Here is a 21689-nt window from a genome sequence, read left to right as displayed (position 1 = left end):
GGAGGCATCATGCGCTTTACTGATGTTTTTATAAAACGTCCAGTTTTAGCGGTATCGATCAGCTTTTTGATTGCACTACTTGGTTTGCAAGCAGTGTTCAAAATGCAGGTTCGTGAATACCCTGAAATGACAAATACGGTGGTTACCGTAACCACCAGTTACTACGGTGCAAGTGCCAACTTAATCCAAGGCTTTATTACTCAGCCTTTGGAGCAAGCAGTAGCACAAGCCGACAACATTGATTACATGACTTCTCAATCGGTACTGGGTAAATCGACCATTACTGTAAACATGAAGTTGAATACTGACCCGAATGCGGCGTTGTCTGACATTCTGGCGAAAACCAACTCGGTACGTTCACAGCTTCCAAAAGAAGCCGAAGACCCAACCGTAACCATGTCGACTGGTTCGACAACAGCAGTACTGTACATCGGCTTTACGAGTGACGAGTTATCTTCAAGCCAGATCACTGACTACCTTGAGCGTGTAATCAACCCGCAGTTGTTCACCGTAAACGGTGTGTCCAAAGTTGATCTCTATGGTGGTATGAAATACGCACTACGCGTATGGCTAGATCCTGCCAAAATGGGCGCTTTGAAGCTGACTGCAACGGATGTGATGAACGTTCTTAACGCCAACAACTACCAATCTGCAACGGGTCAAGCAACGGGTGAGTTCGTGCTTTACAACGGTAGCGCAGATACTCAGGTATCAAACGTTGCTGAACTTGAAGCCTTAGTTGTGAAAACTGGTGAAGGGGATGTGATTCGCCTAGGTGATATCGCTAAAGTAACGCTAGAGAAGAGTCACGACGTTTACCGCGCAAGTGCAAACGGTCAAGAAGCTGTGGTTGCGGCGATCAACGCAGCGCCAAGTGCTAACCCGATCAACATCGCGGCAGACGTGCTTGATCTGTTGCCTCAACTTGAACGCAACCTACCAAGCAACATCAAAATGAACGTGATGTACGACTCTACGATTGCGATTAACGAATCGATTCACGAAGTGGTTAAAACCATCCTGGAAGCAGCGGTCATCGTACTTGTGGTTATCACTCTGTTCCTAGGCTCATTCCGTGCGGTAATCATTCCTATCGTAACCATTCCTCTTTCATTGATTGGTGTGGCAATGGTGATGCAGGCAATGGGGTTCTCTTGGAACTTGATGACGCTACTGGCAATGGTTCTTGCCATCGGTCTGGTGGTGGATGACGCGATCGTTGTACTAGAAAACGTTGACCGTCACATCAAAGAAGGGGAATCGCCATTCCGAGCTGCAATCATTGGTACGCGTGAAATTGCGGTTCCAGTTATCGCGATGACATTGACGCTAGGTGCAGTGTACGCGCCGATCGCATTGATGGGTGGTATCACCGGTTCACTGTTCAAAGAGTTCGCTTTGACACTGGCAGGTTCAGTATTCGTATCCGGCATCATCGCTTTGACACTATCACCAATGATGTGTTCGAAGATGCTGAAAGCGAACGAGAAGCCAAGCAAGTTTGAGCAAAAAGTTCACCATATCCTTGATGGCATGACCACTCGCTACGAAGGCATGTTGAAAGCGGTAATGGCTCATCGTCCGGTTGTTATTGCGTTTGCAATCATTGTATTTGCAAGCTTACCAGTCTTGTTCAAGTTCATTCCTAGTGAACTTGCACCTTCGGAAGATAAAGGTGTGGTTGTACTAATGGGTACGGCGCCTTCGAACGCGAACTTGGATTACATCCAAAACACCATGAACGATGTAAACAAGATTCTGTCGGATCAACCAGAGGTAGAATACGCGCAGGTATTTAACGGTGTTCCTAACTCGAACCAAGCGTTTGGTCTAGCGACACTTAAACCTTGGAGTGAGCGTGAAGCCAGCCAATCTGAGATCACCAAACGTGTTGGTGGATTAGTTGCAAGCGTACCAGGCATGTCAATCACGGCATTCCAGATGCCAGAACTGCCTGGTGCGGGCTCAGGTCTACCAATTCAGTTCGTTATCACGACACCAAACAGCTTCGAAAGCTTGTTTACGATCGCAAGTGACGTTCTGACAGACGTAGCCAGCAGTCCAATGTTCGTCTACTCGGACTTAGATCTGAACTACGACTCTGCGACCATGAAGATCAAAATCGATAAAGACAAGGCGGGCGCATACGGTGTGACGATGCAAGACATCGGTATCACGCTAAGCACCATGATGGCTGATGGCTACGTAAACCGTATCGACCTAAATGGCCGTTCATACGAGGTAATTCCTCAAGTTGAACGTAAATGGCGTTTAAATCCAGAATCAATGAAGAACTACTACGTTCGTTCTGTGGATGGAAAAGCAGTACCACTTGGTAGTCTGATCACTATTGATGTTGTCGCCGAGCCTCGATCACTGCCTCACTTCAACCAGCTGAACTCAGCAACCGTTGGTGCTGTACCATCGCCTGGCGTCGCAATGGGTGATGCAATTAACTGGTTCGAGGACGTAGCGCAGAACAAACTGCCTGCCGGTTACAACCACGACTACATGGGTGAAGCACGTCAGTTTGTGACGGAAGGTAGCGCGCTATACGCAACATTTGGTCTTGCGTTAGCCATCATCTTCTTGGTTCTTGCTATTCAATTCGAATCACTTCGTGACCCGATTGTTATCATGGTATCGGTACCGCTGGCGGTGTGTGGTGCGTTGATTGCGTTGGCATGGGGCACAGCCTCGATGAACATCTACTCGCAGGTAGGTCTGATTACATTGGTCGGCCTGATCACCAAGCACGGTATCTTGATCTGTGAAGTAGCAAAAGAAGAGCAGTTGCACAACAAACTGTCTCGAATCGATGCGGTAATGGAAGCAGCGAAAGTTCGTCTGCGTCCAATTCTTATGACTACTGCGGCAATGATTGCGGGTCTTATCCCACTCATGTACGCAACGGGTGCAGGCGCAGCACAGCGCTTTAGTATCGGTATCGTAATCGTGGCTGGTTTGGCAATTGGTACGTTGTTCACACTATTCGTACTACCTGTTATTTACAGCTACTTAGCTGAAAAACACAAACCACTGCCAGTTTTTGTTGAAGATAAAGACTTGGAAAAGTTAGCTCGAGTTGATGAAGCGAAAGCGGCGCACCGCGAGCTAGCAGAAAACAAATAAGCTCAAGAAGCTAAGAAAAAGGTCACTTCGGTGACCTTTTTTATTGCCGCTCTCTTTTTTACCATCTAAATGGCGACTTTCCCGTATCATTTACTTAGAATGTCGGCAAATCAAAAGGAGTTTTAGCCACTATGTTTGACCCAAAGAAATTAGAGCAAATTGCTAAACAAATTCATGACTCAATGCCAGCACCAGTAAAAGAGCTAGGCGCAGACGTTGATCAAAAAGTTCGCCAAGTAATCCAAGGCCAACTAAATAAGCTAGATGTAGTAAGCCGCGAAGAATTTGATGTTCAAACTCAAGTTTTACTACGTACGCGTCAAAAGCTGACGGAAATGGAAAAGAAATTAGCCGAGCTTGAAGAAAAGCTAGCTGATAAATAAGCCCCTAAACGCTCCTTCGACAGGAGCGTTTTTCTTATCAGCACATGGACAAATCGACTAAAAACGAAAAGGCTTGGTCAACGGAGACCAAGCCTTTTAATTAGATGTCGTGTTTTTTGTATTTATCGACTCCAATCTGTCTGGAGTTCATTTAATATCTTCAATGCTGTGCAGCGAAGGGAATTAGCCACCAACCGCGATGCGCTTCATATCCGTCATGTAGCCACGTAGTTCTTCGCCAATGTATTCCACTGGGTGGTTACGGATAGTCTCGTTCACTGCGATAAGAGTCGCGTTATCCACTTGGTTAGACGTTTCGCCTAGGCCTTTACCAATAACATCTGTACCAACAGAAGGCATGAATTTCTCACGTAATAAAGGCGTTGCTACGTTAGCAAATAGGTAGTTACCGTATTCAGCCGTATCAGAGATAACCACGTTCATCTCATATAGACGCTTACGTGCGATAGTATTAGCAATCAACGGAAGTTCATGTAGAGACTCGTAGTATGCTGATTCATCGATGATTCCAGAAGCTGTCATCGCTTCAAATGCCAGTTCAACCCCAGCACGGACCATTGCAATCATTAGAATGCCGTTGTCGAAGTACTCTTGCTCAGAAATCTCAATGTCCGTTTCTGGGTAATTTTCAAATGCAGTTTCACCAGTTTCTGCACGCCATCCTAGAAGATTTTTATCATCATTTGCCCAGTCAGCCATCATGGTGCTAGAGAAATGACCAGAGATAATATCGTCCATGTGCTTGTTATATAGTGGACGCATTAGGTCTTTTAATTCTTCAGAAAGCTCGAACGCCTTGATTTTCGCAGGATTAGATAGACGGTCCATCATGTGAGTGATACCACCGAATTTCAGAGCTTCCGTAATGGTTTCCCAACCGTACTGCAGTAGCTTACCTGCATAACCCGGATCAATGCCTTCAGCAATCATCTTCTCGTAACATACGATAGACCCCGCTTGTAGCATGCCACATAGAATGGTTTGCTCACCCATTAGGTCTGATTTCACCTCAGCGACAAAAGAAGACTCAAGACAACCCGCACGGTGACCACCTGTAGCTGCAGCCCAAGCTTTCGCGATATCCCAACCGTCACCTTTCGGATCATTCTCTGGATGAACCGCGATTAGGGTAGGAACACCAAAACCACGTTTGTATTCTTCACGAACCTCTGTACCAGGACACTTAGGAGCAACCATGACAACGGTCAGATCTTTACGAATCTGCATGCCTTCTTCCACAACGTTGAAACCGTGAGAGTAACCTAGTGCAGCGCCTTCTTTCATTAGTGGCATCACCGTCTCAACAACGTTAGTGTGCTGTTTGTCTGGCGTTAAGTTAACAACCAGATCTGCTTGAGGAATTAGCGTTTCGTAGCTACCAACTTCAAAGCCATTATTTTTGGCGTTTTTAAACGATTGACGCTGTTCATCGATCGCAGCTTGACGTAGTGCGTAAGACACATCAAGACCAGAATCGCGCATGTTTAGGCCTTGGTTTAGACCTTGAGCACCACAGCCCACAATGACCACTTTTTTACCTTTCAGGTAATCCGCTTCAGATACAAATTCTTCACGGTCCATAAAGCGACAACGACCAAGTTGATCCAATTGCTCTCGCAAGTTTAGGGTATTGAAATAGTTAGCCATCAGGGTGCTCCTTAAACATTCTTCCATAAAGGTCGGTAACCGTCTTACCGAATAACTTCATACTAAAACAGACATAACGTTGCTTAAAGTGATATATTCACAATTACTTATTGCAATTTATGCAACATGGAAATGAAGATTTAATGAATATCAAAAGCCTGCAACTTTTCATTCATCTCTGTGAGAGTAAAAGTTTTGCCAAAACCGCTGCAGCCATGCACATCAGTCCTTCTGCCCTCAGTCGACAAATACAAAAGTTGGAAGAAGAAACAAATCAACAGCTGTTTGCTCGCGATAACCGCAGTGTAGAGCAGACAACCCAAGGCAAAAAATTAATGCCTGTCGCGTTAAAAATTCTTAGTGAATGGCAACAGTATCAAAACCATATAAAAGGAACCGAAGGCGAGCTAAAGGGGGAAATTCGTCTCTTTTGTTCGGTGACCGCCAGCTACAGCCATTTACCAGAGTTAATTTCCGATTTTCGTCTTCAGCATCCTTTTATTGAATTTAAGCTATCAACCGGTGACCCAGCTCAAGCAATCGACAAAATACTAGCAGATGAAGCCGATATTGCCATCTCAGCCAAATCGGAGCAGATGCCAAACAAAATCGCGTTTGAAACGATCAGTGAAATCCCTCTGTCTGTCATCGCTCCTGTCGGTGTCAGTTCATTTGCTGAGGAATTGCAAAAGGAGCAGCCAGATTGGTCAATCATTCCATTCATTCTTCCGGAAGCAGGCACAGCAAGGGACAGGGCTAATACTTGGCTCAAAAAAATGAAAATAAAGCCGAATATCTACGCGCAAACGTCAGGACATGAGGCCATCGTAAGCATGGTTGCATTGGGATGTGGGGTGGGTATCGCACCGGATGTCGTAATCAACAACAGTCCAGTAAGGGAAAAGATTAATCGCTTAAAAGTATTGCCAATTAAGCCATTTGAACTTGGTGTCTGTTGCACCAAAAATCAGTTAGAAAACCCATTAGTGAAAGCTTTTTGGAAGGTGGCGGAGAGTAAATACATTGCACCTTAATAATGGGTATTTGGATTCGAATTACTTGGGTTATTTTTTATAACCCTAATTTTCAGAACTCTGAAATGCAAAAAAGCCCACTCTTTCGAGTGGGCTTTTTCAAATTTAAAGCCTGGCGATGTCCTACTCTCACATGGGGAAACCCCACACTACCATCGGCGCTATTTCGTTTCACTTCTGAGTTCGGAATGGAGTCAGGTGGGTCCAAAACGCTATGGTCGCCAAGCAAATTCTTTAATTCGGAAAGCTGTTTTTGTGTTCTCTACACATTCAATTCTGTTCTTTCTTCGAGTCCATCAAAACCCCTTGGGTGTTGTATGGTTAAGCCTCACGGGCAATTAGTATCAGTTAGCTCAATGCCTCACAGCACTTACACACCTGACCTATCAACGTCGTAGTCTCCGACAACCCTTTAGGATACTTAAAGTATCAGGGAAGACTCATCTCAGGGCTCGCTTCCCGCTTAGATGCTTTCAGCGGTTATCGATTCCGAACTTAGCTACCGGGCAATGCGTCTGGCGACACAACCCGAACACCAGAGGTTCGTCCACTCCGGTCCTCTCGTACTAGGAGCAGCCCCCTTCAATCTTCCAACGCCCACGGCAGATAGGGACCGAACTGTCTCACGACGTTCTAAACCCAGCTCGCGTACCACTTTAAATGGCGAACAGCCATACCCTTGGGACCGACTTCAGCCCCAGGATGTGATGAGCCGACATCGAGGTGCCAAACACCGCCGTCGATATGAACTCTTGGGCGGTATCAGCCTGTTATCCCCGGAGTACCTTTTATCCGTTGAGCGATGGCCCTTCCATTCAGAACCACCGGATCACTATGACCTGCTTTCGCACCTGCTCGAATTGTCATTCTCGCAGTCAAGCGGGCTTATGCCATTGCACTAACCTCACGATGTCCAACCGTGATTAGCCCACCTTCGTGCTCCTCCGTTACTCTTTGGGAGGAGACCGCCCCAGTCAAACTACCCACCAGGCACTGTCCGCAACCCCGATTAGGGGTCGACGTTAGAACATCAACACTACAAGGGTGGTATTTCAAGGACGGCTCCACACATACTGGCGTACGTGCTTCAAAGCCTCCCACCTATCCTACACATGTAGGGTCAATGTTCAGTGCCAAGCTGTAGTAAAGGTTCACGGGGTCTTTCCGTCTAGCCGCGGGTACACTGCATCTTCACAGCGATTTCAATTTCACTGAGTCTCGGGTGGAGACAGCGTGGCCATCATTACGCCATTCGTGCAGGTCGGAACTTACCCGACAAGGAATTTCGCTACCTTAGGACCGTTATAGTTACGGCCGCCGTTTACCGGGGCTTCGATCAAGAGCTTCGACCGAAGTCTAACCCCATCAATTAACCTTCCGGCACCGGGCAGGCGTCACACCGTATACGTCATCTTACGATTTTGCACAGTGCTGTGTTTTTAATAAACAGTTGCAGCCACCTGGTATCTGCGACTCTCAATAGCTCCATCCGCAAGGGACTTCACCGTCGAGAGCGTACCTTCTCCCGAAGTTACGGTACCATTTTGCCTAGTTCCTTCACCCGAGTTCTCTCAAGCGCCTTGGTATTCTCTACCCGACCACCTGTGTCGGTTTGGGGTACGATTCCTTACAATCTGAAGCTTAGAGGCTTTTCCTGGAAGCATGGCATCAATGACTTCACACCCGTAGGTGCTCGACGTCGTGTCTCAGCCTTAAAAAGAGCCGGATTTACCTAACTCTTAAGCCTACGCACTTGAACCTGGACAACCGTCGCCAGGCCCACCTAGCCTTCTCCGTCCCCCCATCGCAATTGTAAGAAGTACGGGAATATTAACCCGTTTCCCATCGACTACGCCTTTCGGCCTCGCCTTAGGGGTCGACTTACCCTGCCCCGATTAACGTTGGACAGGAACCCTTGGTCTTCCGGCGAGGAGGTTTTTCACCCCCTTTATCGTTACTCATGTCAGCATTCGCACTTCTGATACGTCCAGCATGCGTTACCACACACCTTCAACCGCTTACAGAACGCTCCCCTACCCAATATACAAAAGTATATTGCCGCAGCTTCGGTTTACTACTTAGCCCCGTTACATCTTCCGCGCAGGCCGACTCGACCAGTGAGCTATTACGCTTTCTTTAAATGATGGCTGCTTCTAAGCCAACATCCTGGCTGTCTGAGCCTTCCCACATCGTTTCCCACTTAGTAGTAATTTGGGACCTTAGCTGGCGGTCTGGGTTGTTTCCCTCTCCACGACGGACGTTAGCACCCGCCGTGTGTCTCCCGGATAGTACTTACTGGTATTCGGAGTTTGCAAAGGGTTGGTAAGTCGGGATGACCCCCTAGCCTTAACAGTGCTCTACCCCCAGTAGTATTCGTCCGAGGCGCTACCTAAATAGCTTTCGGGGAGAACCAGCTATCTCCAGGTTTGATTGGCCTTTCACCCCTAGCCACAAGTCATCCGCTAATTTTTCAACATTAGTCGGTTCGGTCCTCCAGTTGATGTTACTCAACCTTCAACCTGCCCATGGCTAGATCACCTGGTTTCGGGTCTATATCCAGAGACTGAACGCCCAGTTAAGACTCGGTTTCCCTACGGCTCCCCTAGATGGTTAACCTTGCCACTGAATATAAGTCGCTGACCCATTATACAAAAGGTACGCAGTCACAGGACAAAGCCTGCTCCTACTGCTTGTACGTACACGGTTTCAGGTTCTATTTCACTCCCCTCACAGGGGTTCTTTTCGCCTTTCCCTCACGGTACTGGTTCACTATCGGTCAGTCAGTAGTATTTAGCCTTGGAGGATGGTCCCCCCATATTCAGACAGGATATCACGTGTCCCGCCCTACTCGATTTCACTGAACACACGTCGTCAACTACGGGACTATCACCCTGTATCGTCGGACTTTCCAGACCGTTCGTCTAACGCGTGTAAAGCTTAAGGGCTAGTCCAATTTCGCTCGCCGCTACTTTCGGAATCTCGGTTGATTTCTTTTCCTCGGGGTACTTAGATGTTTCAGTTCCCCCGGTTCGCCTCCTTACCCTATGTATTCAGGTAAGGATACGTGCTTATGCACGTGGGTTTCCCCATTCAGAAATCCCAGACTCAAATGGTTGTTACTACCTAATCTGGGCTTATCGCAAGTTACTACGTCTTTCATCGCCTCTGACTGCCAAGGCATCCACCGTGTACGCTTAGTCACTTAACCATACAACCCGAAGGAGTTTCGAGCTGATGAACAAGTCACCAAAGTTGTCTGCAATTTTTATACATGATGCAGACTCGATTTTGCCGGACTCAAATTCCAAGAACACTTGAATGTGTTATTTTGGTGTTTGTCTTAAAGACAAACATTGAGAACTTTACAAACAACAATAAATTGTTGTTTTGTCAGCTTTCCAAATTGTTAAAGAGCTAATCACTTCTAATGAAGTAACCATTTTTAAAAGCACTCATCGAATGCGCTTAAAGATGGTGGAGCTATGCGGGATCGAACCGCAGACCTCCTGCGTGCAAGGCAGGCGCTCTCCCAGCTGAGCTATAGCCCCATCAAGGTGTCGATACTGTATGCCAACTCCCTAAAAGGAATTGGTGGGTCTGAGTGGACTCGAACCACCGACCTCTCGCTTATCAGGCGAACGCTCTAACCACCTGAGCTACAGACCCAGTATCGTCTCTTTTACATAAACCGTATCAATCTGTGTGGACACTCATCGTGAGTAATCATCGTTTAAGGAGGTGATCCAGCGCCAGGTTCCCCTAGCGCTACCTTGTTACGACTTCACCCCAGTCATGAACCACAAAGTGGTAAGCGTCCCCCCGAAGGTTAAACTACCTACTTCTTTTGCAGCCCACTCCCATGGTGTGACGGGCGGTGTGTACAAGGCCCGGGAACGTATTCACCGTGGCATTCTGATCCACGATTACTAGCGATTCCGACTTCATGGAGTCGAGTTGCAGACTCCAATCCGGACTACGACGCACTTTTTGGGATTCGCTCACTTTCGCAAGTTGGCTGCCCTCTGTATGCGCCATTGTAGCACGTGTGTAGCCCTACTCGTAAGGGCCATGATGACTTGACGTCGTCCCCACCTTCCTCCGGTTTATCACCGGCAGTCTCCCTGGAGTTCCCGACATTACTCGCTGGCAAACAAGGATAAGGGTTGCGCTCGTTGCGGGACTTAACCCAACATTTCACAACACGAGCTGACGACAGCCATGCAGCACCTGTCTCAGAGTTCCCGAAGGCACCAATCCATCTCTGGAAAGTTCTCTGGATGTCAAGAGTAGGTAAGGTTCTTCGCGTTGCATCGAATTAAACCACATGCTCCACCGCTTGTGCGGGCCCCCGTCAATTCATTTGAGTTTTAATCTTGCGACCGTACTCCCCAGGCGGTCTACTTAACGCGTTAGCTCCGAAAGCCACGGCTCAAGGCCACAACCTCCAAGTAGACATCGTTTACGGCGTGGACTACCAGGGTATCTAATCCTGTTTGCTCCCCACGCTTTCGCATCTGAGTGTCAGTATCTGTCCAGGGGGCCGCCTTCGCCACCGGTATTCCTTCAGATCTCTACGCATTTCACCGCTACACCTGAAATTCTACCCCCCTCTACAGTACTCTAGTCTGCCAGTTTCAAATGCAATTCCGAGGTTGAGCCCCGGGCTTTCACATCTGACTTAACAAACCACCTGCATGCGCTTTACGCCCAGTAATTCCGATTAACGCTCGCACCCTCCGTATTACCGCGGCTGCTGGCACGGAGTTAGCCGGTGCTTCTTCTGTCGCTAACGTCAAACGAATACGCTATTAACGTACCCGCCTTCCTCACGACTGAAAGTGCTTTACAACCCGAAGGCCTTCTTCACACACGCGGCATGGCTGCATCAGGCTTGCGCCCATTGTGCAATATTCCCCACTGCTGCCTCCCGTAGGAGTCTGGACCGTGTCTCAGTTCCAGTGTGGCTGATCATCCTCTCAGACCAGCTAGGGATCGTCGCCTTGGTGAGCCCTTACCTCACCAACTAGCTAATCCCACCTAGGCATATCCTGACGCGAGAGGCCCGAAGGTCCCCCTCTTTGGCCCGTAGGCATCATGCGGTATTAGCCATCGTTTCCAATGGTTATCCCCCACATCAGGGCAATTTCCTAGGCATTACTCACCCGTCCGCCGCTCGACGCCGTTATCGTTCCCCGAAGGTTCAGATAACTCGTTTCCGCTCGACTTGCATGTGTTAGGCCTGCCGCCAGCGTTCAATCTGAGCCATGATCAAACTCTTCAATTTAAGATTTTGTTCGGCTCAATGAATACTGAACATTACATAAAGTAATGTTTGAATTGACTGTGCTGAATCCGAAGATTCAATGGTCACTTCGTTTCATTGAAACCTAATTTGATACCGAAGTATCGAATTGGATTATCATCAACGAGTGCCCACACAGATTGATAGGTCTATATTGTTAAAGAGCTTTTCCTGTTGAGCTTTGCTCAAAACAGGACGGCCATTTTAGCGAGTTAAAGTTTAGTGTCAATCACTTTTTTCAAACTTTCTTCTAGCATTTCCGCTTGGCTAATTTGGCTTGCTAACCTCGACTTCGTTTCTTTCGAAGCGTTGCCGTGTCAGCGAGGTGGCATTATAGAGATTGCGATCACATTGGCAAGCCCTTTTTTACGTTTTTTTTGATTTTTTTATCGTTCGGATGAAATTGCAGCAAAACCACTTAAAAGAGCACGTTATTTCTACAGTTCTTTGAATTTATCCGCGAAAAGAGCCACTTTTTCCCAGTTGGTGTACTCCACTTCTTTAGTCGTGTCCGTTTCACCACCAGTCATCGACATAATGAACTTGATCATCATTTTGTCGAACCAACCGTAGCGCGGATAATAAAGGGCACCAGCGAAGACTCCAATTAATGTTGGCTTCCAAGGAGATTTGATTAGGAACTTACGAATGTAGGCACTTCCTTCTGGGGTATCTTTCCCTTGGTCTTCTTTGCGGGCGGTTAAGTTCACACAGAAGAAAGCCACTTTATTCTGTTCTAGCTGAGTGAGGTTGCGTTCAATAAATTGGTATAGCTTCTTATTTAAGTGACCATAACGAATAGAGGCACCAATGAGCACTTTTTCATATTGGTTGAAATCCATCGTCTCTACATTATGTAAATCCACCAGCTCACATTCAAAGTCTGTTAATTGCTCTTCTATATAGTGGAAGATTTTTTTGGTTTGCCCTTCACGAGAAGAGTATAGAAATAATGCTTTTGCCACGATTTCCCCTTAACTACGCCAAAACGTCGGCGTGAGTAGAATAAGTAAGGTAAAGATTTCCAGACGACCAAATAGCATGGAGACGATCAGCACCCATTTCGCTTTGTCGTTTACATCACCAAAGTGAAGTGCGACTTCGCCCAATCCAGGGCCAAGGTTGTTGAGTGTCGCTGCTACGGCAGAGAATGCACTTAACTCATCCATGCCTGTTGCAATCAAACCCAACATACATACCACAAACACTAACGCGTATGCTGAGAAGAATCCCCATACAGCATCGACCACACGTTGCGGTAATGCACTGCCTCCGACTTTGATGGTGTAAACCGCACGAGGGTGAACCAAACGTTTAAGTTCACGCGCACCTTGTAAGGTAAGGAGCAGAATGCGGATCACTTTCATACCACCACCGGTCGAACCTGCGCATCCTCCTATAAAAGAGGAGAACAGTAACAGCACTGGCAAGAACAATGGCCAATCTGCAAAACCGGTTGTGGTGAAACCTGCGGTTGTCGAAATTGAGACAGTTTGGAACAATGCTTGGTCAAACGCATCATAAGGTGATGTGTAAGAGTGGTGCTTCAATAGTAGTAAGAAGCAAACCAAAAACAGTAACACCTGAATAAAGATGAATGCGCGGAACTCCGGGTCTTTCCAGTAATACTTAGGATGAACCCCACCAGAGGCAAATGCCGCAAAGTGCAGAGTGAAGTTACAAGCAGAGATCAGCAAGAACACTACGGTAATCAGGTTAATCGCGTAACTGTCGAAGTAGCCCATGCTGGCATCGTGAGTTGAGAAGCCACCAATCGCAATGGTAGAGAAGCTGTGGCTGATAGCATCAAACGGCGTCATGCCCGCGAGCCAAAAAGCAACCGCACAAGCGATTGTCAGGCTTAAATAGATGTACCACAGCGCTTTTGCTGTCTCGGCTATGCGCGGGGTCATTTTGGTATCTTTCACTGGACCCGGAATTTCTGCGCGGTACAACTGCATCCCACCGATGCCCAACACTGGCAAAATAGCGACCGCAAGTACGATGATCCCCATCCCACCAAACCATTGTAGAAATTGGCGGTAGAACAAAATCGCTTTAGGTAACTCGTCAAGTCCGACAATAACGGTCGCCCCTGTCGTAGTTAAAGCAGAGAAGGATTCAAAAAAAGCGTCAGTCACAGAAATGTTGGGATTATCTGCGATTAAAAATGGAAGCGAACCCGCGCTGCCCAAAACCGTCCAGAAAAGAACAACAATAAGAAAGCCATCACGTGATTTGAGCTCATGTTTATGCCGACGGTTAGGAAACCAACACATCGCTCCACAAAAAAGCAGCACAAAAAAAGTCGTGACAAAAGGTACACCAGCGCCGTCTCGATAAAGAAGCGCAACCAGTGCGGGTGCCAACATGGTGACACTAAAAAGCGCGAGCAAAAGCCCGACGATTCGAATAATTGAACGAAATTGCATGGATTGATTGACTAGCGAAGCTGTCCCTGTTGCTTCCTGGTTTTCATTATTGTCCGTCGAGTGGGGTTACAATTGCCTTTGCCCCACTTTTATTGATGATAGCTTGGGTAAACGCGCTCACTTCACGAAGCTCAATTTCCACCACTAATATTACCTGATCGCTATATTCAGCAGCGACTTCTACCGCACCAAATTGAGGCATGATCGACTGTGCAATAGGCATAAACCCATAGTCTAACGTTAGTCTGAGTTTTGTGGTTATTTTTTTCTCAATAGTTTGAAGCAGCTTGAGAGCTTGCTGCACCCCACCGCCGTAAGCTTTGACTAAACCGCCAGTACCAAGCTTGATGCCCCCTGAATATCGCGTCACTACCGCAGTGATTTCTCCCACGCCAGAGCCCGATAGCTGTGCCAAAATTGGCTTGCCAGCAGTCCCGGACGGCTCGCCGTCATCGCTAAAGCCCCATTTCATTGAATCTTCAGGTCTGCCCGCTACGAATCCCCAGCAATTGTGTCTTGCATCCGAGTGTTTGGCTTTAATTTGATCAACAAACGCCTTCGCCGCATCAACGCTTGGCGTGTGTGCGAGGTAGGTAATAAAGACACTTTTTTTGATTTCTTCTTCAAACAGAGCTGGCGCTGAGGGAATCAGATAAGGCTGGTCATTCATAGCATTAGGTCAATGTTTACTTTGCTCGAAGTCTATCACGAGAGTGAATTCAGAGTCGCATAAGATCTGCCATAGCGCACAATGTTAAACACTTGTTTAAAAAATGTATTGAAATTAAACAATCCGCGATCCAAACTAACTTTACTGGTCAAACCAGAATAAGAATAAACGACTTCCTCGATACTTATTTGCCGACGAATTCAGCACTAACAATAGGTATACAGACAATCCACGATTGTATGTCATGGAGATAGACAATGATTTACCAAGCCGACACCCTACAGGTAAAGGAAATACAAGATGGCATAGCAGAACTGAGCTTCTGCTCCCCTAAATCCGTAAACAAGCTCGACCTAGCAACGCTAGAGTCTCTCGATAAGGCTCTTGATGCGTTGACTTCACATCAAGGTCTAAAAGGCTTAATGCTCACTTCAGATAAAGACGCGTTCATCGTTGGCGCAGACATCACTGAATTCTTGGGCCTCTTCGCTAAAACAAACGCCGAGCTCGCTCAATGGCTACAATTTGCCAATAGCATCTTCAATAAACTAGAAGACTTACCCATTCCGACAATCTCAGTACTTAAAGGTCACACACTTGGCGGCGGCTGTGAATGCGTGCTGGCTACCGATATGCGTATCGGTGACAAGACCACCAGCATTGGCCTACCAGAAACCAAACTGGGCATCATGCCAGGCTTTGGTGGTTGTGTGCGTTTGCCGCGTGTTATCGGTGCAGATAGCGCGATGGAAATCATCACGCAAGGCAAAGCATGTCGTGCAGATGAGGCCTTGAAGATTGGTTTATTGGATGCTGTGGTTGAAACTGATGCGTTGTATGAATCCGCATTGCAAACACTGACTTCAGCTATCAACGAAAAGCTCGATTGGCAAGCACGTCGTAAACAAAAAACCTCGCCACTGACACTCAGCAAGCTAGAGTCAATGATGAGCTTCACGATGGCAAAAGGCCTAGTGGCACAAAAAGCGGGCCCACACTACCCTGCGCCAATGACTGCAGTTATTACGATTGAAGAAGGCGCACGCTTTGCACGTAACGAAGCGCTCGACATTGAACGCAAATACTTCGTTAAACTCGCGAAATCAGAAGAAGCCAAAGCTCTGGTTGGTCTGTTCCTCAACGACCAATACATCAAAGGCATCGCGAAAAAAGCGGCGAAATCAGCAAGCAAAGACACTGAGCGAGCAGCGGTATTAGGCGCAGGCATAATGGGTGGTGGCATCGCTTACCAATCTGCGCTGAAAGGCGTGCCAGTATTGATGAAAGACATCGCCCAACCATCTCTCGATTTAGGCATGACCGAAGCGTCTAAACTGCTGAACAAACGCCTTGCTCAAGGTCGTATCGACGGCTTCAAGATGGCGGGAATTTTGGCATCAATTACCCCAAGCCTACATTACGCAGGCATCGAAAACTCAGATGTGATTGTTGAAGCCGTTGTCGAAAATCCAAAAGTAAAAGCAACGGTACTGAGCGAAGTCGAATCGCACGTTGGTGAAGACACCGTCATTACATCAAACACATCGACGATTCCAATCAACCTATTGGCACAATCACTTAAACGCCCAGAAAATTTCTGTGGTATGCACTTCTTTAACCCTGTGCATCGCATGCCTTTGGTTGAAATCATCCGTGGTGAGAAAACTTCTGATGAAACCATCAACCGCGTAGTGGCTTACGCAGCGAAAATGGGTAAATCCCCAATCGTCGTGAACGACTGTCCGGGATTCTTCGTCAACCGCGTATTATTCCCGTACTTTGGCGGTTTCAGCATGTTGCTTCGTGACGGTGCAGACTTCACTAAAGTCGACAAAGTCATGGAACGCAAATTTGGCTGGCCGATGGGCCCGGCGTACTTGCTTGATGTAGTCGGCATCGATACTGCGCACCACGCACAAGCGGTGATGGCAGAAGGTTTCCCTGAGCGAATGGGTAAACAAGGTCGTGACGCGATTGATGCTCTATTCGAAGCCAACAAATACGGTCAGAAGAATGGCAACGGTTTCTATAGCTACACCATTGATAAAAAAGGTAAGCCTAAGAAAACCTTCACTGAAGATATCTTGCCAGTACTGGCAGACGTCTGCGCGGATAAACAAGAGTTCGATGAGCAGACCATCATCCAACGTATGATGATTCCGATGATCAACGAAGTGGTGCTGTGTCTGCAAGAAGGCATTATTGCAACTCCTCAAGAAGCAGATATGGCGCTGGTTTACGGCCTTGGTTTCCCTCCATTCCGCGGCGGTGTATTCCGCTACCTAGACAGCGTAGGTATTGCTGAATTTGTTGAAATGGCAAAACAGCACGCTGATCTAGGCGCGATGTACCATGTTCCGCAAATGTTGATTGATATGGCGGCGAAAGGCGAAAGCTTCTACGGCGCGCAACAGCAAGGTTCTATCTAAGGAGGGATTCCCAAAATGACTAATCAAACCAGAAACGTTGTCGTAGTCGATTGTCTACGTACCCCAATGGGTCGCTCTAAAGGTGGTGCTTTCCGTCATACTCGTGCAGAAGACCTTTCTGCGCACCTAATGAAAGGCATTCTGGCACGCAACCCGCAAGTGAACCCAAGTGAGATTGAAGACATCTACTGGGGCTGTGTGCAACAAACGCTTGAGCAAGGCTTTAACATCGCGCGTAATGCAGCGCTGCTTGCTGGCCTACCAATTGAGATTGGCGCAGTAACCGTGAACCGTCTGTGTGGCTCATCTATGCAAGCCCTGCATGATGGTACTCGAGCAATCATGACAGGTGACGCGGAAATTTGCCTGATCGGCGGTGTCGAGCACATGGGTCACGTACCAATGAACCACGGTGTGGACTTCCACCCTGGCATGTCGAAAAATGTCGCCAAAGCCGCTGGTATGATGGGTTTAACCGCTGAAATGCTTGGTAAGCTTCATGGTATCAGCCGTGAGCAACAAGATGAGTTTGCGGCGCGCTCTCACGCTCGTGCTCACGCAGCAACATTGGAAGGTCGCTTTAAAAACGAAATCCTACCAACCGAAGGCCACGCAGCAGACGGTACGTTGTTCCAGTTAGATTACGATGAAGTGATTCGTCCAGAGACCACCGTTGAAGGTCTGTCTCAACTTCGTCCGGTATTCGACCCAGCGAGCGGCACCGTAACAGCCGGTACATCTTCAGCCCTATCCGATGGTGCATCCGCAATGCTGATCATGAGCGAAGAGAAAGCCAATGAACTTGGTTTGAAGATTCGCGCACGAATCAAAGGCATGGCGATCGCAGGTTGCGATCCATCCATCATGGGTTACGGCCCTGTACCTGCAACGCAAAAAGCGCTCAAACGTGCAGGCCTTGCAATTGAAGATATGGACGTTGTCGAGCTAAACGAAGCGTTTGCAGCGCAATCTCTGCCATGTGCGAAAGACCTAGGTCTGCTTGAGGTGATGGACGAAAAAGTGAACCTGAATGGCGGCGCGATTGCTCTAGGTCACCCATTGGGTTGTTCTGGCGCACGTATCTCAACAACGCTTATCAACCTAATGGAAGCCAAGGACGCCAAATACGGCCTTGCGACCATGTGTATCGGTCTTGGTCAGGGTATCGCTACTGTCTTTGAGCGCCCGTAGCCCTTAACATCACCAGTTAGGTAATCAACCAATACCAGCAAAATTTGGTATTACACTTAAGGCGGCATCTTATGTCGCCTTTTCTTTTATTAGGCACCCTATAATTTATGCACAAAACGCATAAATTAGATGATGAAGTTTCATTTTATTCATAAATAAAGAAGGCATACACTTACAGGCAGTTAATGGCTTGCTGCTCGTGGCATTCCTGCCGCGCTATCGCACACTCGGAGAACCTTATGTTTAATGCTCTAGTTCTAAACCAAGAAGACAAACGTACTATCGCAAACATCGAACAAATCGATGAAACACAACTGCCGGAAGGCGACGTACTGATTGACGTTGATTACTCATCGTTAAACTACAAGGACGGCCTTGCGATCACAGGGAAAGGTAAAATCATCCGCAACTTCCCAATGGTACCAGGCATTGATCTAGCAGGTACGGTCGTAAGCTCTGACGATGCACGCTACCAAGCAGGCGATAAAGTCGTTCTTACTGGCTGGGGTGTCGGCGAAAACCACTGGGGCGGTATGGCGCAACGTGCTCGTCTAAAAGCGGATTGGTTGGTTCCTCTACCAAAAGGCTTAGACAGCAAAAAAGCAATGATGGTCGGTACAGCTGGCTTTACCGCAATGCTGTGTGTTCAAGCTCTGCTGGATGCTAACATCAAACCAGAAGCTGGCGAAATCCTTGTCACTGGCGCCAGTGGCGGCGTAGGTTCGGTGGCAGTGACGCTTCTGGCTCAACTGGGCTACAAAGTGGCAGCCGTTACTGGTCGTGTTGAACAAAACGGTCCGCTTTTAGAAAAACTGGGCGCAAGTCGCATCATCGACCGTGTTGAATTTGAAGAGCCTGCACGCCCACTAGAAAAACAAATTTGGGCTGGCGCAGTCGACACCGTTGGCAGCAAAGTGCTAGCGAAAGTATTGGCGCAAATGGATTACAACAGCGCCGTCGCGGCGTGTGGTCTTGCTGGCGGTTTTGACCTGCCAACCACAGTAATGCCGTTCATCCTACGTAATGTGCGTCTGCAAGGTGTGGATTCCGTGATGTGTCCAACCGAAAAACGCATCGCAGCGTGGGAAAAACTGGTTGAGCTACTACCAGACAGCTACTTCGAGCAAGCGTGTACTGAAGTAGAGCTCGCTGAAGCGCCCAAATACGCCGAAGATATTACCAACGGCCAAGTAACGGGTCGCGTAGTCATCAAGCTGTAGCTATAAAGCTATCGTTATCAAGCTACAAGTCAGCACTTCACGTAAATAGAGCCAGCGTTGCTGGCTCTTTTATTATCAGTTCAATCCCATGTCTTCGATTCGCTTCGCAATCAGCCTGCTGCACTCTTCACGCACAACGGAGCGCAGCCATTCTTGAGCAGGAGAATGCTCACAGCGCGCATGCCAAATCATCGAGTAATCAAAAGGCGTAAATTGGAATGGCAACGGTTTTACGACTAGGTCATAGCGCTCAGCAACCAGATACGCCAAATCTGCCGGAACGGTAATGATGATAGGCAGAGTATCCACAATCGCCAGCGCAGCTTCTAAATGGTACGCACGCAGCACCATTTTGCGTTGCGGCTTGTCGATTAAAGCTTGCTCAATCAACGCTTTCACTCCGTCACTGATGGCAATCATCGCGTGAGGGTGGCTCAAATAGTCGTCCAAACTCATCTCTTGATTCGCCAAAGGATGCTGTTTGGACAGTAAACACAACACGCCAACGCGACCAAGAATCTCGCTACGCAGCGGCTCTACGGGGCCAGTTGGGCGACAAATGGCGAGATCGGCCCCTTCATAAGTCAACTGATCGGATAAACGGTCATGCTGCAAAGGCAAAAAGTTAAACGACACATTCGGCGCTTCTTGATAAATGCGCGGTAAAGCAAACGGCAGGATAGTTTGCATAGCGTAGTCCGTGGTCGCGATGGTGAACGTCTGATCGCACTGCTGAGGATCGAACTCGACGGGCGACAACAATTGGCGCAGCGATTCCAACGGTTCACCTAAAGAGCGATCAATTTCTAGCGCTTTTTGGGTTGGGATCAAGTGCTGACCTTGGCGCGTAAACAGCGGATCACCAAGCAGATCGCGTAATCGCCCTAACACACGACTCATCGCCGATTGGCTTAAATTAAGGCGAGTTGCCGCCTTACTGACGCTGCTTTCTTCAATCAGTACACGCAACGCGACTAATAAATTCAGATCTCGGCGATAGATGTCTTCTAGTTCCACGATTTGCCACTTACAATGCGAGGGTTTTATCAAATTGTACTCTTCAGGCAAAAAAAATCCCGCCTTTCAGCGGGGAAGCCCAAGAAAAATGGGGATAGTGTCGGAATGAAGTGTTGGTAAAAATAGGTGAGCGGTATTGTTCATGTTTGATTGAGGCAAGAGGCGCTAATTCTCTTGCTCTGATGCACCTGACCATTTGTGCATCTCAATCCAAATCCCAATAATGGTTGCACTCATGCCTGCTAAAGGCATCAATGAGGTTTCAGCTGGCGTTCTAAGTACCAATGCACAGAACGAGATAAAACACAGCACTGAGTAAATCGTGAGTCTGTCTAACGCTGTTAACATCGCCTCTCCCTGCCAGTTGTTACCAAATTGTTAATTTAAGGTAAAACAAAAAAATCCGTTTGCCAAGTGGTTATTGAATATTTTTTCAACGAACGTAAAATTCACCGCTAAGTTAGTTACGAGAATCACACTATGAGCTTTAATCCTGAACTGGCAACAAAAACGTTAGAGGCGGAAGGACTGCGCTGCCCAGAGCCAGTGATGATGGTCAGGAAGACAATTCGCAACATGCAAGATGGTGAGGTTTTGCTAGTAAAAGCGGACGACCCATCGACAACTCGAGATATTCCGAGTTTCTGCCGCTTTATGGATCACCAGCTGATTGCAGCGCAAACAGAACAACTGCCTTATCAGTACCTGATTAAGAAAGGTTTGGAATAATCTCAGTGAGATCAAAAACGGCAGCCCAGTGGGCTGCCGTTTGTTTATTCGTCATATTCTAGTGTGCGAACTTCAGATTGGAGTTTGTTAAGTTGTTTCTGCATCGCACGTATTTCTTCATGCATTGGAATAATGTGCGCCACCCGAATCCACGCTTCAACCGTCAAGCCAGTAAGAATGAACGTCCCTGCCACAATCGGCAACCACATATCAGTCAGTACCATCGCTAACAAGCACAGCGCCAAACCAAAGGTGAATAAATAACTCTGACTCTTTGGGGTCATCCCCATGTAACGTGTAAGCATAAACTTGCCCTCTCGCTATCATTCACACCATTAAACTACCATGACAAGTATGACACTAATATGTCATCCGTCACGCTACGGAGCGATTTTAAGTCAGAGTTTGAGCTGCGCCACTAATTCGCTAGTTATTGATAATTCGCACCATTTTAACGATTGTTTGCAGATAACGTTTTTCCT

General features: G+C 47.6%; 14 protein-coding genes, 2 tRNA genes and 3 rRNA genes. 7 read left to right on the top strand and 12 right to left on the bottom strand.

The features are described from left to right. Positions 1 to 9: 9 nt before the first annotated feature. Both vmeD and ubiK read left to right on the top strand, forming a co-directional pair. Positions 10 to 3132 carry a multidrug efflux RND transporter permease subunit VmeD gene (vmeD, locus tag DYB02_RS01375; RefSeq protein ID WP_029806083.1) on the top strand — a complete coding sequence of 1041 codons (3123 nt, stop codon included), beginning with the start codon at positions 10 to 12 and terminating at the stop codon, positions 3130 to 3132. 131 nt (positions 3133 to 3263) lie between these two features. Next, positions 3264 to 3515 carry a ubiquinone biosynthesis accessory factor UbiK gene (gene ubiK / locus DYB02_RS01365; protein ID WP_005487540.1) on the top strand — a complete coding sequence of 84 codons (252 nt, stop codon included), beginning with the start codon at positions 3264 to 3266 and terminating at the stop codon, positions 3513 to 3515. 183 nt (positions 3516 to 3698) lie between these two features. Here the strand turns inward: ubiK and ilvC are convergent, their stop codons facing one another. Beyond that, complete coding sequence (gene ilvC / locus DYB02_RS01360) at positions 3699 to 5183, bottom strand: ketol-acid reductoisomerase (RefSeq protein ID WP_029806821.1); 1485 nt, start codon at positions 5181 to 5183, stop codon at positions 3699 to 3701. A gap of 143 nt (positions 5184 to 5326) precedes the next feature. Between ilvC and ilvY the strand changes: the two genes are divergently transcribed. Beyond that, positions 5327 to 6217, top strand: a complete 891-nt coding sequence (gene ilvY / locus DYB02_RS01355; protein WP_021822358.1) for an HTH-type transcriptional activator IlvY — start codon at positions 5327 to 5329, stop codon at positions 6215 to 6217. A gap of 110 nt (positions 6218 to 6327) precedes the next feature. Here the strand turns inward: ilvY and rrf are convergent. The 8 genes from rrf to DYB02_RS01310 all read right to left on the bottom strand — a co-directional run bounded on the left by rrf (position 6328) and on the right by DYB02_RS01310 (position 14621). Further along, a 5S ribosomal RNA gene (gene rrf, locus DYB02_RS01350) occupies positions 6328 to 6443 on the bottom strand. Positions 6444 to 6534: 91 nt separating this feature from the next. Beyond that, positions 6535 to 9425: ribosomal RNA gene (locus tag DYB02_RS01345) — 23S ribosomal RNA — on the bottom strand. A 264-nt stretch (positions 9426 to 9689) separates the two neighbouring features. Beyond that, a tRNA-Ala gene (locus DYB02_RS01340) sits at positions 9690 to 9765 on the bottom strand. A gap of 41 nt (positions 9766 to 9806) precedes the next feature. After that, a tRNA-Ile gene (locus DYB02_RS01335) sits at positions 9807 to 9883 on the bottom strand. 65 nt (positions 9884 to 9948) lie between these two features. Then, a 16S ribosomal RNA gene (locus DYB02_RS01330) occupies positions 9949 to 11501 on the bottom strand. Together the 16S, 23S and 5S rRNA genes with 2 tRNA genes alongside form the textbook arrangement of a ribosomal RNA operon. A gap of 455 nt (positions 11502 to 11956) precedes the next feature. Beyond that, a complete protein-coding gene (hemG, locus tag DYB02_RS01320; protein WP_029806128.1) occupies positions 11957 to 12484 on the bottom strand; it encodes a menaquinone-dependent protoporphyrinogen IX dehydrogenase in 528 nt (175 codons plus the stop codon). Positions 12485 to 12493: 9 nt separating this feature from the next. Next, complete coding sequence (locus DYB02_RS01315; protein WP_005465049.1) at positions 12494 to 13951, bottom strand: TrkH family potassium uptake protein; 1458 nt, start codon at positions 13949 to 13951, stop codon at positions 12494 to 12496. 46 nt (positions 13952 to 13997) lie between these two features. Beyond that, positions 13998 to 14621 carry a YigZ family protein gene (locus DYB02_RS01310; protein ID WP_017449305.1) on the bottom strand — a complete coding sequence of 208 codons (624 nt, stop codon included), beginning with the start codon at positions 14619 to 14621 and terminating at the stop codon, positions 13998 to 14000. A 257-nt stretch (positions 14622 to 14878) separates the two neighbouring features. On the opposite strand from DYB02_RS01310, the gene fadB reads away from it, so the two are divergent. From fadB to acuI, 3 genes are all read left to right on the top strand, one after another. Further along, positions 14879 to 17050 (top strand): fatty acid oxidation complex subunit alpha FadB, encoded by a 2172-nt coding sequence (fadB, locus tag DYB02_RS01305; protein WP_029806127.1) that lies wholly within the window; start codon positions 14879 to 14881, stop codon positions 17048 to 17050. A gap of 15 nt (positions 17051 to 17065) precedes the next feature. Further along, positions 17066 to 18241 carry an acetyl-CoA C-acyltransferase FadA gene (fadA, locus tag DYB02_RS01300; protein ID WP_021822830.1) on the top strand — a complete coding sequence of 392 codons (1176 nt, stop codon included), beginning with the start codon at positions 17066 to 17068 and terminating at the stop codon, positions 18239 to 18241. Between the two features lie 239 nt (positions 18242 to 18480). Continuing rightward, positions 18481 to 19461, top strand: coding sequence for an acrylyl-CoA reductase (NADPH) (gene acuI / locus DYB02_RS01295; protein WP_029845702.1), 981 nt, complete (start codon positions 18481 to 18483; stop codon positions 19459 to 19461). 75 nt (positions 19462 to 19536) lie between these two features. On the opposite strand, the gene DYB02_RS01290 is transcribed toward acuI, so the two are convergent. Together DYB02_RS01290 and DYB02_RS01285 are read right to left on the bottom strand one after the other, a co-directional pair. Next, positions 19537 to 20478 (bottom strand): LysR family transcriptional regulator, encoded by a 942-nt coding sequence (locus DYB02_RS01290; protein WP_005458693.1) that lies wholly within the window; start codon positions 20476 to 20478, stop codon positions 19537 to 19539. A gap of 165 nt (positions 20479 to 20643) precedes the next feature. Further along, on the bottom strand, positions 20644 to 20826 hold the full coding sequence (locus tag DYB02_RS01285) for a hypothetical protein (RefSeq protein WP_005458692.1): 183 nt from the start codon (positions 20824 to 20826) through the stop codon (positions 20644 to 20646). Between the two features lie 132 nt (positions 20827 to 20958). Here DYB02_RS01285 and tusA point away from each other — a divergent pair, with 132 nt between their 5' ends. Then, a complete protein-coding gene (tusA, locus tag DYB02_RS01280; protein ID WP_005426051.1) occupies positions 20959 to 21207 on the top strand; it encodes a sulfurtransferase TusA in 249 nt (82 codons plus the stop codon). 44 nt (positions 21208 to 21251) lie between these two features. On the opposite strand, the gene DYB02_RS01275 is transcribed toward tusA, so the two are convergent. Then, the gene (locus DYB02_RS01275; RefSeq protein ID WP_005497541.1) at positions 21252 to 21512 is read right to left on the bottom strand and encodes a hypothetical protein; all 261 of its coding nucleotides are present in this window, start codon (positions 21510 to 21512) and stop codon (positions 21252 to 21254) included. Between the last annotated feature and the right edge of the window lie 177 nt (positions 21513 to 21689).

It is taken from the genome of Vibrio parahaemolyticus (assembly GCF_900460535.1).
Taxonomy (GTDB): Bacteria; Pseudomonadota; Gammaproteobacteria; order Enterobacterales; family Vibrionaceae; genus Vibrio; species Vibrio parahaemolyticus.
The sequence above is the reverse complement of the archived record's forward strand: the minus strand, read 5'-3'. Positions and strand labels throughout refer to the sequence as shown.

Bases quoted from the DNA above. Each gene is read 5' to 3' on its own strand.
- ubiK (WP_005487540.1), top strand. From the start codon at position 3,264: ATGTTTGACCCAAAGAAATTAGAGCAAATTGCTAAACAAATTCATGAC.
- acuI (WP_029845702.1), top strand. From the start codon at position 18,481: ATGTTTAATGCTCTAGTTCTAAACCAAGAAGACAAACGTACTATCGCA.
- DYB02_RS01275 (WP_005497541.1), bottom strand. From the start codon at position 21,512: ATGCTTACACGTTACATGGGGATGACCCCAAAGAGTCAGAGTTATTTA.
- fadA (WP_021822830.1), top strand. From the start codon at position 17,066: ATGACTAATCAAACCAGAAACGTTGTCGTAGTCGATTGTCTACGTACC.
- DYB02_RS01310 (WP_017449305.1), bottom strand. From the start codon at position 14,621: ATGAATGACCAGCCTTATCTGATTCCCTCAGCGCCAGCTCTGTTTGAA.
- tusA (WP_005426051.1), top strand. From the start codon at position 20,959: ATGAGCTTTAATCCTGAACTGGCAACAAAAACGTTAGAGGCGGAAGGA.
- fadB (WP_029806127.1), top strand. From the start codon at position 14,879: ATGATTTACCAAGCCGACACCCTACAGGTAAAGGAAATACAAGATGGC.
- ilvC (WP_029806821.1), bottom strand. From the start codon at position 5,183: ATGGCTAACTATTTCAATACCCTAAACTTGCGAGAGCAATTGGATCAA.
- vmeD (WP_029806083.1), top strand. From the start codon at position 10: ATGCGCTTTACTGATGTTTTTATAAAACGTCCAGTTTTAGCGGTATCG.
- DYB02_RS01315 (WP_005465049.1), bottom strand. From the start codon at position 13,951: ATGCAATTTCGTTCAATTATTCGAATCGTCGGGCTTTTGCTCGCGCTT.
- ilvY (WP_021822358.1), top strand. From the start codon at position 5,327: ATGAATATCAAAAGCCTGCAACTTTTCATTCATCTCTGTGAGAGTAAA.
- DYB02_RS01285 (WP_005458692.1), bottom strand. From the start codon at position 20,826: ATGTTAACAGCGTTAGACAGACTCACGATTTACTCAGTGCTGTGTTTT.